We start from the raw sequence: 15307 nt of genomic DNA, 5'->3' as shown, positions 1-15307 counted from the left end.
CAATTCATAAACAAAATCATACATTTCAGTGAGAGTCTTAGCCTCAATTAGCTGTAGAACAAATTTAATCTTTATATTCATAAAGGGGGATTTTACAATGTCAAATTTACCGGAAAAAATGAAAGCTTTAGTAGCACATGCTCCTGGGGATTACAGATTGGAAGAAGTTCCGGTACCAAGGGCTGAAGAAGGAGAAATTATAATAAAAGTTGAAGCATGCGGTGTTTGTGCAGGAGATATAAAGGCATATCATGGTGCACCAAGCTTTTGGGGCGGGGAAGGAAATCCGCCATATATTAAAGCACCTATGATTCCAGGACATGAATTTTTAGGAATTATTGTTGAAATGGGACCCAATGTAGAAGGTGATTTCAAAATAGGAGACAGGGTGATATCCGAACAAATTGTTCCTTGTTGGGAATGTAAATTCTGTAAAACAGGGCGGCATTGGATGTGTCAAAAACATGATGTATATGGATTCCAGAATAATGTTAATGGTGGCATGGCTGAATATATGAAATTCCCTAAAGAGGCGCTCAACTATATTGTACCTAAAGATATTCCTATTGAAAAGGCAATTTTAATTGAACCTTATGCTTGTTCCAAACACTGTGTTGACAGAGCAAAGATTGGTAATGAAGATGTAGTGGTATTGTCAGGTGCAGGTACCTTAGGGCTTGGAATGGTAGGTGCGATTAAGCTGAAGAATCCCAAAACTTTAGTTGTTTTAGATCTAAATGAAGACAGACTGAAAATTGCTAAAAAATTTGGCGCTGATATCGTGATGAATCCGGCTAAAGAAGACGTTATTGAAAAAATTATGAAGATGACAGATGGTTATGGTTGTGATGTTTATATTGAAGCAACCGGCCATCCTAAGAGTGTACAGCAGGGATTGGAAGCGATTAGGAAAATGGGTACGTTTGTAGAATTCAGTGTATTTAAAGATTTGACGACAGTAGACTGGAGTATTATCAGCGATAGAAAAGAATTGGATTTGTATGGTGTCCATCTTAGTCCTTACTGTTATGAACCTGTTATTGAATGGATTGGAAATGGGAAGCTCCCTACAGAAGGTGTAGTAACGCACCAATTACCATTAGAACAATGGCAAGAAGCATTTGAATTAGCTGAAAAAGGAGAAAACTCTTTGAAAGTAGTTATAAAACCTTAACGATATATAAGCAAATAGGAGGGAAGGTTATGTCGATTGCAATCGGGTGTGACGAAGCGGCATTTGGATTAAAAGAAAAGATAGTAGCATATTTAAAAGACAATAGGTATGAAGTGGAAGATTACGGTGTATATGATACCCAGCCCATACTTTATCCTGATATTGCAGTAAAAGTCGCAAAAGCAGTTGCGGATGGAAAACATGAACGGGGAATATTGATATGCGGTACAGGAATAGGGATGGCAATTGCGGCCAATAAAGTTCCCGGAATAAGAGCTGCGGTATGCCATGATCCATATTCGGCAGAACGTGCAAGAAAAAGTAATAATGCGCAAATTATGACGTTAGGAGCCAGAGTAATAGGTGAAGAATTAGCAAAACAGCTGGTAAGCATATGGCTCAATTCCGAATTTCAGGGTGGAGGTTCTACAGCAAAAGTCGAAAAGATTTCCGAATACGAGAATCAATTTTTAAAATGCTGCAACTAGGCGGTCAAATACGAATTAAATAGGAGGAATCTGATATGCAAAGAATTATCAATAATCCGGATAAAGTAGTAGAAGATATGATTGAAGGTTTTGTGAAAAACCATTTGGATTTGGTAGAAAAAACAGAAAATCCAAGAGTGCTGAAATACAAAAATGCTCCCGTGAAAGGGAAAGTAGGTGTAGTAACCGGAGGGGGATCCGGACATAAACCGGCATTTATCGGCTACATTGGTAAAAATATGGTGGATGCGGTAGCGATAGGGGAAATATTTTCATCACCTACAGCAAAAGCTTTCTATGATTCATTTAAGGCAGCCGACTCGGGGAGTGGTATAGCTTGCTTATATGGCAACTATGCCGGAGATAATATGAATGTCAAAATGGCAATGAAAATGGCGGAAATGGAAGGGATGGAGGTTAAGACTGTAGTAGCCAATGATGATGTTGCATCTGCACCAAAGACAGAAAGAGAAAAACGGCGTGGCGTAGCAGGAGAAATTTTAATGTGGAAAGTAGGGGGAGCAAAAGCTGCAAAAGGTGGAAATCTTGATGAAGTCATTGCGGCAGCTCAAAAAGCTATTGATAATACGAGGAGTGTAGGAATCGGCCTTACACCATGTACGATACCTGCAGTAGGAAAACCGAACTTTAAAATTGAGCCGGGAACAATGGAGCTTGGTATCGGACATCATGGAGAGCCGGGCATAAAAGTATGTGAATTAAAAACTGCTGATGAAATGGCACAGATGATGCTTGATATTATAGTACCTGATTATCCTTTTGTACAAGGCGATGAAGTGGTAGCGTTAGTATCAGGTCTTGGAGCAACACCAATCATGGAATTATATATCTTATACAACAAAGTGGAAGAAATACTTGCTGAAAAGGGGATTAAGATACACAGATCTTATGTAGGAAACTATTTTACTTCTCTTGATATGATGGGTGCAACACTGACACTCATGAAATTAGATGACGAATTAAAAGAGCTTATGGATGAAGAAGCGAATAGTATAGGCTTAAAACAGTTCAAGGAGTGGTAGAAATGGAAAACCTTTTAAACAAAAATGGTGCGGTTATAGTGCATAACCTAATCAAGACAATACAAGAGAATAAGGATTATTTAAGTGAAGTAGATGGTGCGATAGGTGATGGAGACCATGGTATTAATATGAATAAAGGATTCACAATTTGTCAAGAACGGTTGGAAGATAAAGAAGTGAATTTGACAGAAGCACTTAAGGTATTAGCCATGGTGCTTATGACAGAAATCGGAGGTTCCATGGGCCCACTGTATGGTACATTCTTTTTTGAAATGTCAAAAGCAAGCAGTGGCAAAGAGGAAATTGATGCACAAATCTTTGGCGAAATGTTAGAAGCGGCAATAGAAGAAATTCAGACACTAGGGAATGCAAAAGTTGGAGATAAGACATTAATGGATACTTTGATACCGGCAGCAGAAGCTTATCAAAAAGCACTTGCAGATGGAAAGAATTTTGCACAAGCATTAAAAGAAATGAAAGAGGCATCAAAAAAAGGAAAAGATTCAACAAAAGATTTAGTTGCTAAAATTGGCCGGGCGAGCCGGCTAGGTGAACGTTCCAGAGGCGTTTTGGATGCGGGCGCAACTTCTTGTAACTTAATTCTTCAATCTATGGCTGATTCTATTATTAGAATGATAGAATGAATGAAGTGCGGGTCAAGTTACTTTGCCATAAATTAGTTTTTCAAAATGGAAAAATTGTCTAAACCCTAACGGGAAGTGTTTGAAAATAAAATTATTTATAAGAAGATAGTTAAAACAGTATATTTTTATGATAAAAGATTAGTGCTGAAAAAGCACTAATCTTTTTAACTTTAATAAATTCACCAAATCTAGTTCCCCTAGTCTACGCTGTTTTCCAATGTGTTCTGTTTTTTTATTCTTTGCTATGTTATAATTTGATTATGTTGAAAATAGTCAGTCACATGACATGTATTTAAAAGGGGTATCTAAAGATGGCAAGAAATAATTTTAAAGTAAAATTTTATTTGTTTTTCATAAGTATCACCCTATTTATACCGGTATCAGCTATTTTCCTAATATGGAAAAATAGTATGTTGCCTCCTGAGCAGAAGAGTGATACCGGGATGTTGACCATTGTTGTATTCATATTATTTCTTGCATATATATCCATCCTATGTTTATTGACGATTATATTAAGGATTTATAAAAAAGTTAAAGAATTGCAATACATGGTTTCACATACTAATCAGAGAGAACATATATCCTTCGGTACATCTGCGAATATAGTAAATATTTTTAGCGAATTTGAAAGAATTTGTGGGGGTATAAAAATTCTCAGGTTTGAAAACCAGATTTTGTATGATACTGCATTAGCAATACATACATCCGCCACGCTTCAAGAACTTTTGGATACGATACTTGCGAGATTAACAACTCATATGCATGCCGACTTTGGCTTGATGTTTCTGCTTGAGGGAGATTTGCTTCAGTTAGAGGCACAATTCAATATAAAGGAACAGGTAATCAAAAAAACAAGTTTTCGAATTGGAGAAGGTTTAGTTGGGTGGGTAGCACACAAGGGAATTGGCATTCTTTCAAATGATGTAGAAAACGATCAGCGTTATATATTATGCATCCAAAAAACAAGATCGCAAATGACGATACCTATCAAGATATATGAAAAAATACTGGGGGTATTGGTTCTTGGCAGCGAAAATACTAATTGCTTTAAGAAAAGTGATTTTAAACTGGTGGATACTATATCGGGAGAAATTGGGCTTGCCATCAACAACGCAAAGCTCACACAAAAACTTAAAAATGAGAGCAAGAATAATCAGCTGCTGTATAAGATGACTAGAGAAATAACTTCTTCGGTTAAACTGGATAACGTTGCAAAGATAGGAATAAAAGCAATTACAGATATTGTTGATGTGCATACCTGCATAATATCAATCTATGACGTACAGAAAAACGCACTGGATATCATAGCTTCAAATAAGGAAGATGATGAAACAGAAAAACATTTGAAACTGGAAGGTGTCATAAAACAGGCAATCCTTGAACGGCACCCCATAAAGAAAAATACGGATGATGGCTGCCGATACGCTGTTCCTTTGCTATCTGAAGACCAATGTATCGGAATGATAGATATTACTTCAAAAACTGATTTATCCAAAGACGAATTTGAACTTATCAATAATATTATGGCACCACTATCAACTGCTTTAGAAAATGCGCTTTTGTATAGATCTGTAAAGAATTTAGCTAGTAAAGACGGTCTGACCGGATTATACAATCACCGTTCTTTTCAACAAATTCTTGAAAAGGAAATTGAAAGTGCTAAAAGAAATGATTGTGATCTAAGTCTTGTTATGTTAGATATTGATAATTTTAAGAAGTACAATGATATTTATGGACACCAAGCCGGTGATTATATTTTAAAGGAACTGGCAGATATTCTTCAAAACAATTTGCGTCCTGAGGATATTGTATCCAGATATGGCGGAGATGAGATTTCTATCATACTACCGGGAGCAACAGTTGATGAAGCCGGTACGGTTATGGAAAGAGTTAGAATAATTGTATCGGATCATAAATTTGAGATAGTAAAGTTCCCACAAAACATTGATGAGAGTGATGATGAAGATAGTGTAGAAAAACGCGATATTCTTAAAATCAATTTAAAGAATATGAGTCTGTCCCAAAGATATAGTCAAATCAGAAGCAATGTTGCACAATGGTTATCAGATAAAGGAGTACTATCTAAATCCGGTTTTTCCAGAGTGTCTTTAGATATTACTATTAGTATAGGTGTGTGTTCTCTAAAAGATGTGGATTACAATAAGGAAGAACTTGTTCAAAATGCGGATGAGGCTTTAATATTAGCTAAACGACAAGGAAAAAATAAAGTTAAGGTATGGGAACCGCTAAAACGTCCCCGCATATGAATATTAGAAAATAATAAAATTATGCTTTGAAAATGAAGATTGGTTATTTGGTGCTAGGCGATAGTATCCAAATAACCAAGTTTTATTTAAGATTATAGAAAAGGGAGAAGATAATGTATAGAAAAATTGGAGCGGAACAAATTTTTCAGTATGGACAAAGAGAAATTGAATACTTAAAAAATAAAGATGAGAAACTTGGTACGGTTATTGATAAGATAGGTATGATTAGACGTGAGATTATTCCGGATCCGTTTGCTGCGCTTATCTCAAGCATTGTTAGTCAGCAAATTTCAAAGAAGGCTGCGGAAACTGTTTGGAACCGATTGAATGAGTTAATTGGAAGCATTACACCGAAGAGTGTAGTCCGGGCAGACTTGGCGGAGATAAAAGGTTGTGGGATGTCTGAAAGAAAAGCAGGATACATAAAGGGAATCGCAGAGGCTGCTATATCGGGTAAAGTAGATTTTCATACACTCTCTACCTTAGATGACGAGGAAATAATTAAAAAACTTTCTGCTCTGCGTGGAGTAGGGGTTTGGACTGTTGAGATGCTGCTTATTTTTTCATTTTGCCGGTCTGATGTAGTAAGTTATAATGACCTCGGCATTCGAAGAGGAATGATGAATTTATATGGTCTTAAGGAACTCTCCAAAAAAGACTTTGAACAATATAGAAGACGGTATTCTCCTTATGGTTCAATTGCTTCGTTATATCTTTGGGAACTTTCTAGCATATAGTCCCGTCTTAGGATGTAGACCATCTACAAACTTTTAGGGGTGGAACTAAATCGTTCACAGTATGGAAAATAAGAAACAGAATGAAATCAATGTAGTTGAACAATGAAAGTGAATGGTAAAACAATGTCATCAGGAGGGTCAGAAGGATTATGGATTTTAGAAAGAACAGGTTCCGGATAGGTGCCGCAGCCATTACTATTCTCAGTGCGATTGTTGTTATACTGATAATAAATGCGCAAAACATAGGTGTTGATAAAGAAGGAGAGCCCTTCGAGATATACATGGTTCAGGAGAATGCGGAGAGTGATTTGGAATTAAATGATCTTCCTCTGGAGGATAAGCCGGTGATTGGAGGAGAGCAGCTGATAACTTACTATTGGGATAAGCACATCCTGAAAGTTAAGGCGGGAAAATATCTGGAAAGAATCGCAAAGTATACTCCTGTTTCAGGGAGACCGTTTGTACTGGTATCCAATGGCAAGAGGGTATATAAAGGTCATTTCTGGACTTCTCTGTCTTCAGTATCTTTTCCCGCAACACCTTTAATCGATGTAGAAGGTATACCCAATGAAGAAGAATTGTACATTCAGAGGGGGCGAGATGAGGTTCTTTTACAGTTGACTCTTTCTCCAAATATGAAAGACCGTCAGGAGTTGCTGAATCAAGCTGAACTTTTCACTGTGTTAAAAGAATCCGGTAAACTTGTAGAATCATCAGCGCCTCCGGATGACGCAGAAAAAGTATATAATATTGATATGTCCGGAACAGAAAAAGTGACGATTGAGTATGATGAAAAGGTAATTTATACGATGAAAGAGCCTACTGAGCTTAAAAATTTTTCATCCTATCTGGACAATATGACCTTGCTTCCCAATGATAATAAAATAAGGGTGAACAGGTCGTCTATAATCAAATTTAGGCTCTGGAACAAGGATGGAACGACAGCAAGCTACGATACCGTGTATGACAGTCTATATGATTCGGGGTATATTGATATAAACGGATTGAAGGTGAGGACAGGTCTGGATTTTTTCCGCTTGCTTGAAAGCTATCCCCGATACCCTGGATCAAGTTACGATGTTCCGGAGGATGTCAGAAGACTGTTTAAGGACTATGGGTGGACAGTTTCTTTCAAAGTAAATGAGATGAAAGAAAAGCTTCCAAGTGATTTGAAGTATCAGGCAGGAGAGTTTCCAATAAAAATATATTGGGCATATAATTTTACACTCTCCGATGCAATTGGATTAAGTGATATGAAGCAATACCTTGGAAAGACAGTCGATATTGAGATCTATAGGTTAAATGAGGGATTGCCGGAGGGATTTGAACCTAATATAGAGGCGCGGGGAATAGTCATAAGAAGTCAGGGGCAAATCATAGGTGCCTATATGGACAGAGGCCGGCACTCCAGCTTTGCGTGTTCTCTTGATCGAAAAACGTTGGAGCAAATCACAGGTAAAGACTGGTCTGAATGGCTGGCCGGTTATATCGATTTTGACAACAAGCTTCTTAAAGAATTAAGCACCATGACTCCTGAAGAAGTAATTAAGACAAGTTTTGATGCCCTGGATAAAGGAGATTGTAAACGGTATTATGCTACTTTTACGCTAAAGAATTTAGTGTCTTATTTATCCGGCAATATGGGTTTTTCTGACTTATACAACAAGGGGTTTCCTACGGATACAAATATTAATAAAGCCAGACTAATTAAAATAGGAAATAGCAGAGATGAAAATAATTATAAAGTATATCCGGTGAAAGTAGACTTTGATTTTAAGAAGATGATAACAAGTGAAAATGGTCCTCAATCACGGTTTGTTGAAGTTGAAAAAGAGTCGGAAAATATTGGATGGCGTATCAATGGAATCGGGACTGGACCATGAGATACTAGAACAGACAAAAAGGGACGTATCTAGGTTGTCATATTACAATAAGGAGAAATACAGACATGAATATTTTTTTTCAAAGGTTTATAAAGTTGTTGATAGGCATCTTTTTATTTGCACTGGGAATTGTAATGACCATGAAGGCAAACCTGGGATTTGCGCCATGGGAGGTCTTCCATTGGGGTATAGGAAAGACCATTGGTATGTCTATTGGGAATGTTTCTATTTTTATAAGCCTGTTTATCTGTGTGATTGTGGTACTGATGGGCGAAAAGCTTGGATTAGGTACGATTTTAAACATGATACTGATAGGTGTTTTTATTGATATATTATTGTTTTTTAATTTTATTCCTCAAATGAACGGATTGGTATCAGGAGTAGTACAGATGATAGCAGGTCTTTTTACGATTGCCTATGGTTCTTATTTTTATATTGATTCGGGGTTTGGTGCGGGGCCGAGGGATAGTCTTATGATTGTAATGAGGCGGAAAACAAAACTTCCCGTAGGACTATGTCGTGGAATACTTGAAATTTTTGTTGTTTTGATAGGTTGGAAACTAGGCGGACCTATTGGTATCGGAACGGTTATTGCTGCTTTTGGAATCAGTTTCTGCATACAGATTGTTTTCTCCTTGATGAGATTTGAAGCAACCTCTGTAAAGCATGAAACTCTTGATGTAACACAAAAGAATTTTAAGGCACTGTATTTCAAGAAAGAGGGGTGACGAAAAGGAATGATGCAAAAGAATGACGGGATAGACGCATTTTTCCAAATATCATCATTACTTACGCTATTTAACTAAAATGGTGTTTTTTAATAACATAAAAGTACACGTGTAGAGGAGAACTGCATTTTCTGCATGGGATTTTAAATTTTCCTCTCAATAATAAAATCAATAAGCTGTGGTTCAGATTAAATATTTTACTTACCATAATAAATAAAGAAAAATATGCAGTTTTGACTATAGAAGATATAATGAATGAAAAAATAAAGGAGAAACTTAAAGATAGAGTCAAAGGAAGATTTTGTTGAAAAATGTCGATTTGTGTAATATAATTTTATTAATGATTGCTAAGTAAAGATGCTTATTTTACTTGAATGGAGGATAGAATGTCAGAGTGGGCTATCATGGAGGTAGCTTTTAGAGTACTTGGTGAGGATTAAGAAGTTTCAGTATCTACATTCTATTAATGAATATCTGTTTTGACTGGGGGCGTTTATGCATATAAACCATAATACAGTATTTAATTTTAATAAACTGGTGATTGAGAGTTGAAAAAATGGAGGTATATATGATGAAATGGTTTAATAATTTAAAAATAGTGCATAAACTTGTAACGTCTTTTCTTTTTGTTTCCATATTTATTGGAATTGTGGGTTTTATTGGAGTTAGAGATATGGGAATAATAAATTCTAATGCTGTTCTTATGCATGACAATAATTTAGTATCATTGGAAAAAATTCATTCCGTTAGAGAAAGAATTTTAGAGATTCGTACAAATATTTTAATTCTTCTTCGTAAGCAAAACAGGAGTGAAATTGAAGATATTGAGCAAAGAATGAATAAGATCGTCAGTGGAAATGATAAAGACCTTCAGGACTTTGAGAATCTGGGTTTATCTGCCGAAGAACAAGATATCTACAATCAATTAAAAAAAGATTTACAAGACTATAGAACTGCGCGCGTTCAGATTATTTCACTGGTAAAAGAAGAACGATATGATGAAGCAGAAAGGATATTCCCACAAGTATCTGAAATACGTAATAGAATGTTTATATCTTTAGATAAACTATTAAATTATAATATGCAAGAAGCCGCTGATGCGAATAAAGCAAATAGGTCTACATACAATTCGGCTGTTAATATTATGTTAGGTATTAGTATTCTAGCTCTATGTATAGCTATAGCATTAGGATTACTCATATCCTTCAATATATCCAAGAGGCTGGATCATATTGTTAAATTTGCGGGTGCATTCGGGGACGGAGATTTAACGCAGAGGATTACTATTTTCGGCAAAGACGAACTGGGTAATCTTGGAATAGCCTTAAATAGAGCGATTGAGAATACCAGGAATTTGTTATCTGAGATTATTACAGGTTCAACGGATATCAGTGCGTCAAGTGAAGAGTTGTCTGCAACAATAGAAGAAATTGCCTCAACGATGGAGAACATCAACGAATCTACCACTGAAATATCAAAAGGTGCACAAGAATTAAGTGCTGCAACAGAAGAAGTGAGTGCATCAACTGAAGAAATTCATGCTACAACCAATGAACTTGAAAGCAAAGCCGACAATGGAAGTGCTTCAGCAAAAGAAATAGCAGACCGTGCCAATGAGATTAAAGAAAAGGGAGCAAGATCTATCGAAACGGCAAATGCTATCTATGAAGAAAAGTACGCTAAGATCATAAAAGCCATTGAAGATGGTAAAGTAGTAGAACAGGTCCAAGTAATGGCTCAAACGATTGGAAATATCGCTTCACAGACAAATTTACTTGCGCTAAATGCTGCGATAGAAGCGGCAAGAGCAGGAGAACACGGCAGAGGATTTGCGGTAGTAGCTGAAGAAATTCGCAAACTTGCCGAGCAATCAACGACAACAGTATCTAGTATAACAAATATTGTCGGACAGGTTAAGCAGGCCTTTAACAACTTATCAGAAAATGCGCAGGAAGTGTTAAGGTTTGTAGAAGACAATGTAAAACCTGATTACCAATTGCTTTTACAAACAGGAATGCAGTATGAAAAAGATGCTCAGTTCATTAATGATATGTCCCAAGATATTGCTGCATCAACCAGAACAATGGCTGAAATAATAGTACAAGTTGCAGCGGCTATGCAAAATGTAACAGCAACAGCAGAGGAGTCGGCAGCAAGTTCGGAAGGTATCTTGAGCGGTATCAACCAAACAACAATTGCAGTGGAAGAGGTCGCGAAGTTAGCCCAAAGTCAGGCTGAACTTGCAGAAAAACTTAATAGTATGGTCCAGAGATTTAAAGTATAAATCATTATTTGTATATATATAAACAACGTTCTGCTCCTATGATATAATGTTTATATCGTTTATGTAAAAGCTTCTGGTAGTTAGCTGGAAGCTTGCCGAACGATCAATAACGTATGGCACATATTCTTGTGTTATTTATATTAAGGGAGGGTTAATCAATAATGGAATTAGAGAAAATTTTATCTGCAGTAGACCATACTTTGTTAGGTATTACTGCAACATGGCAAGATATAAAGGCTATTTGCGATGATGGAATGAGATATGGCGTTGCATCGGTTTGTATTCCGCCATCTTATGTTTCTAAAGCAAAGAAGTATGTAGGTGATAAACTAGCGATTTGCACTGTCATTGGATTCCCAAATGGGTACAATACAACAGAAACGAAGGTTTTCGAGGCAAAGAACGCTATTATAAATGGCGCAGATGAGATTGATATGGTAATCAATATAGGACTATTGAAGTCCGGAAACATCCAGGCTGTTGAGGATGAGATTAAAGCCTTGAAGGCAGCCGTGGAGGATAAAGTTTTGAAAATAATTATTGAGACTTGTGTTTTAACTGAAGAAGAAAAGATTGCAATGTGTAAAGCAGTTACAGATGCAGGAGCAGACTTTATCAAAACTTCTACAGGTTTTTCCACAGGTGGTGCAACTAGAGAGGATATAAAACTTTTTACCGAAAATATAGGGGAGCATGTCCGTATAAAAGCGGCAGGCGGGATTAAATCGTTAAAGGATGCCGAGGATTTTATTGCACTAGGTGCTTCCAGGCTGGGGACAAGTTCGGTTATAAAAGTGTTGAAAAATCAGGACGTTGAGGGGTACTAATAGAGCTGTTTTTATATAACTTTTAAGGGAAGTCATTTTGACTTCCCTTAAAAGTTATATATTCTTGTTTGGTGAACATAAATATTGCTAATATAGTGAAGAATTAAAATCAAAGTAAATAAATAGATATCTTTAAGTAGGGAATTAATAGCTTAAAAAATCAAATGTGGAGATTGAATAATTTGTATACATGCGATATACTATTTATGAGTATTCGTTCTGTAAGTGCTATATGACTGAAAATAATATCAATGAAGAACATAAGATTATTACCGATAGAATCATTGAGAATATTAAAGAAAGCTATGACTATCTACTGATTGATGGATCTTTCGTCATACCGAAAGTTAAATAATTTATAAACAATAAAGTGTGGTTAAAGAGAATAGATTAATCAAAGATTATGAGCATCTTGCAGATAGTCTCTTGCAAAGAGTTCATAATCTTTTTTATGTCAAGTAACAAAACGTAAGTATGTAAGCAAAGGTGAAATATATTTACGGCCGTAACAAGTTAACAGAAGTGAATTTCAAAAGAATGAAGCATGTAATTATTTCTTGGGGAGGGTAGTGTATATGAGTGGTTTGATAGATGCTTGTATTACTGACGATGTAGTTAGAAATATTGATTGTCTTAAGAACGAGGCATATGGAAAGCATCAATTTTTAAATAATTTGTTAGACAGCTCCAATATGGCTGTTGTAGAATGGACACTTGATGGTACAATTCAATACGTAAATAAACAAGTAGAAGTAAATACGGGATACAAGTCAGATGAACTTATTGGGTCAAATTGGATTGATATGTTTGCACCGATAAATCATATAGATAAAATAAAAAGGGATATAAAATACTTTAAAAGCCAAAAAGTAAGTAAAGATTATAATCAAGTGATTCGTTGTAAAGACGGCAGGTATATAAATACTACATGGAAGAATTTATTGGTTGGTGATAGAGAACCGTGTACAGTGATTTCTATGGGAACAGTAGCAGATAGGGCGAATCAGGAGTCAAAAGCAAGTACCAGGCTTTTCAACTATTATAATGATGCATTAGTACATAACCGTTCTGCATTTATTAATATTATCAGATATATTTTAGATACGTTAAATGAAGACTTGGGTACCGCAGCGATGATGTTAATTGATGTGGATAACTTTAGGGATTTAAATAATGTCTATGGATATAAATTTGGAGACGAATTGTTGGAAAATATTGGCGAATTATTAAGCGTCGGTTTCCAACGCTATGGAATTTTAGATCATTATGAAAAAGATTGTTTTGCACTCTTTATTTCTTCAATAAAAGATGCTGAAAATGCAGTTGAAATAGCCAAAAAAATAATAAATATGTTTCATATGCCGTGGGTTTTAGGCAAGCATGAATGTTATAGTACAGTGAGTATTGGGATATCTATTTATCCTAGCGATGGAAAAAAGGTAGAAACACTAATTAAGAATGCCGAATCTGCTTTAGCTTTTGTTAAAAAGCAAGGCAGGGATAGATATCAGCTTTATTCAAAAACTATTGATAAACAGATTACTAAAAGGTTAGGTATAGAATATAGTTTAAGAAAAGCGATTGAAAAAAATGAATTTATTGTATATTATCAGCCGCAGGTCAATATTAAAACAGGAGCCGTGGTGTCATTAGAAGCATTGGTAAGATGGGCTCATCCTACAGAAGGGATTATACCTCCTTCTGTTTTTATACCTATTGCGGAAGAAATAGGATTGATAGACCGTATAGGTGAATTAGTATTGCAGACTGCTTGTATGCAGGTAAAAGAATTAAATAGTCTGATGCAGTCTAATATTACGATAGCAGTAAATCTATCACCACGCCAATTGCAAAATAAGAATCTTTCAGATAAAATATTAGAGATTATAGAAAATGTACAGTTTAATCCTCAGCTTCTTGAGATTGAAATCACCGAAGAAGCAGCGATAAAAGATATAAACACTACAATTAAGCTGTTAAAGGATTTGGGAGATAAGAATATAAAGATTGCTCTGGATGACTTTTGTACAGGGTATTCTTCGCTCTGTTATCTTGAGCTTTTGCCTGTACATAAGATTAAGATTGATAAATCCTTTATAGATGGAATAAATAAAAATTATAAGAAGGAATCTATCGTTGAAGCCCTAATCAATTTATCGCACCGATTAGGCAATGTTATCGTTGCAGAGGGTGTAGAAGAAGAGTCACAGTACAAAACTTTAAAAGAGAAAAACTGTGATATCGTACAAGGCTATTATTTTAGTAAGCCATTATCTTTTGACGACCTGGTAAAATATTTTAAAAGGATGGAGCTCCATTGATAAAAAATATTTTTATAAAAATATTAATGCTTATAGGTGTGCTGCTAATAATGAATGCATTAGTGCTGATGTTAATAGTCAATTTTAATAGCGGCATTATTATTACTTTTATTTTAGGATTGATCTTGCTCTGTTATGGGATATGGAATAAAAAAATTAACGGGATTTCATGCAATGGTATTATGAAATGGCTTAGGTACCTGATTAGTGCCGGGATTATATTTATGGTTTGTATGATTGCGTTTATTGCTATTGTTGGTCAAATAGATACTGCTACATTTGAAGAGGATGCGGTGATCATTCTAGGCGCAGGAATAAGAGGGGAAGCAGTTACGCTTCCTCTTGCTTATCGGTTGGATAAGGGAGTTGAATATATCAATAAAAATCCCAATGCGGTGATCGTAGTTACCGGGGGGCAAGGACCTCAAGAAAATATAACAGAAGCACTGGCGATGGAGAAATATCTGATTTCCAAGGGAATATCGGATAACAAAATTATTAAGGAAGAAAAAGCAACAAGTACGTATGAGAATTTTAAATTTTCAAAAACGCTGTTAGATGAGCACTTCAAAAGACCCTATAAGATAACATATATTACAAATGATTTTCATATTTACAGAGCAGGACAACTTGCAAAGATCGTAGGGATTGATGCGACAAGTTATAGTGCAAGACTTCAGTGGTACGCGGTCCCTATCACGTATTTAAGAGAGTTTTTAGCCGTTCTCAAACTTTGGGTATTGAGAAGGTGAAAATACAAAATTATATTGTCATATTTCCCCGGAAATACTCAGCCTGCCACGGTTACAAAAGGGGATGCAGAAATAGAAGTCCCGGTTGGATACCTAAATCCTTATATTGAATAATTTGTATAAATAGGATATACTATCTATAAGTATCATTTCTGGAGG

The 15307-nt window shown here is 35.8% G+C and carries 13 protein-coding genes; all 13 read left to right on the top strand.

All coding sequences use genetic code 11. The features are described 5' to 3' along the window. The first annotated feature begins 97 nt into the window (after positions 1-97). A complete protein-coding gene (locus QKW49_RS10585; RefSeq protein ID WP_282867507.1) occupies positions 98-1174 on the top strand; it encodes an alcohol dehydrogenase catalytic domain-containing protein in 1077 nt (358 codons plus the stop codon). Between the two features lie 29 nt (positions 1175-1203). Beyond that, positions 1204-1662 (top strand): ribose 5-phosphate isomerase B, encoded by a 459-nt coding sequence (gene rpiB, locus QKW49_RS10580; protein WP_282867506.1) that lies wholly within the window; start codon positions 1204-1206, stop codon positions 1660-1662. Positions 1663-1697: 35 nt separating this feature from the next. After that, the gene (locus tag QKW49_RS10575; protein ID WP_282867505.1) at positions 1698-2705 is read left to right on the top strand and encodes a dihydroxyacetone kinase subunit DhaK; all 1008 of its coding nucleotides are present in this window, start codon (positions 1698-1700) and stop codon (positions 2703-2705) included. 2 nt (positions 2706-2707) lie between these two features. Continuing rightward, the gene (dhaL, locus tag QKW49_RS10570; protein ID WP_282867504.1) at positions 2708-3349 is read left to right on the top strand and encodes a dihydroxyacetone kinase subunit DhaL; all 642 of its coding nucleotides are present in this window, start codon (positions 2708-2710) and stop codon (positions 3347-3349) included. 311 nt (positions 3350-3660) lie between these two features. Then, positions 3661-5616, top strand: coding sequence for a diguanylate cyclase (locus QKW49_RS10565; RefSeq protein WP_282867503.1), 1956 nt, complete (start codon positions 3661-3663; stop codon positions 5614-5616). Between the two features lie 113 nt (positions 5617-5729). Continuing rightward, the gene (locus tag QKW49_RS10560) at positions 5730-6353 is read left to right on the top strand and encodes a DNA-3-methyladenine glycosylase (RefSeq protein WP_282867502.1); all 624 of its coding nucleotides are present in this window, start codon (positions 5730-5732) and stop codon (positions 6351-6353) included. A 149-nt stretch (positions 6354-6502) separates the two neighbouring features. Then, the gene (locus tag QKW49_RS10555; protein WP_282867501.1) at positions 6503-8236 is read left to right on the top strand and encodes a DUF4829 domain-containing protein; all 1734 of its coding nucleotides are present in this window, start codon (positions 6503-6505) and stop codon (positions 8234-8236) included. Between the two features lie 65 nt (positions 8237-8301). Beyond that, on the top strand, positions 8302-8964 hold the full coding sequence (locus QKW49_RS10550) for a hypothetical protein (RefSeq protein WP_282867500.1): 663 nt from the start codon (positions 8302-8304) through the stop codon (positions 8962-8964). Between the two features lie 568 nt (positions 8965-9532). Further along, positions 9533-11248, top strand: coding sequence for a methyl-accepting chemotaxis protein (locus QKW49_RS10545; RefSeq protein ID WP_282867499.1), 1716 nt, complete (start codon positions 9533-9535; stop codon positions 11246-11248). A 161-nt stretch (positions 11249-11409) separates the two neighbouring features. Next, positions 11410-12075 carry a deoxyribose-phosphate aldolase gene (gene deoC / locus QKW49_RS10540; RefSeq protein WP_282867498.1) on the top strand — a complete coding sequence of 222 codons (666 nt, stop codon included), beginning with the start codon at positions 11410-11412 and terminating at the stop codon, positions 12073-12075. 232 nt (positions 12076-12307) lie between these two features. Beyond that, positions 12308-12430, top strand: a complete 123-nt coding sequence (locus QKW49_RS10535) for a hypothetical protein (protein WP_282867497.1) — start codon at positions 12308-12310, stop codon at positions 12428-12430. A gap of 220 nt (positions 12431-12650) precedes the next feature. Then, complete coding sequence (locus QKW49_RS10530) at positions 12651-14396, top strand: GGDEF domain-containing phosphodiesterase (protein WP_282867496.1); 1746 nt, start codon at positions 12651-12653, stop codon at positions 14394-14396. Then, on the top strand, positions 14393-15148 hold the full coding sequence (locus QKW49_RS10525) for a YdcF family protein (protein ID WP_282867495.1): 756 nt from the start codon (positions 14393-14395) through the stop codon (positions 15146-15148). Before QKW49_RS10530 ends, QKW49_RS10525 begins: the two co-directional genes overlap by 4 nt. Positions 15149-15307: the final 159 nt, after the last annotated feature.

The organism is Petroclostridium sp. X23 (genome assembly GCF_030013905.1).
In the GTDB taxonomy this organism is placed as follows: domain Bacteria; phylum Bacillota; class Clostridia; order SK-Y3; family SK-Y3; genus X23.
Note: the sequence above shows the minus strand (reverse complement) of the source record. Positions and strands in the feature narration are given on the sequence as shown.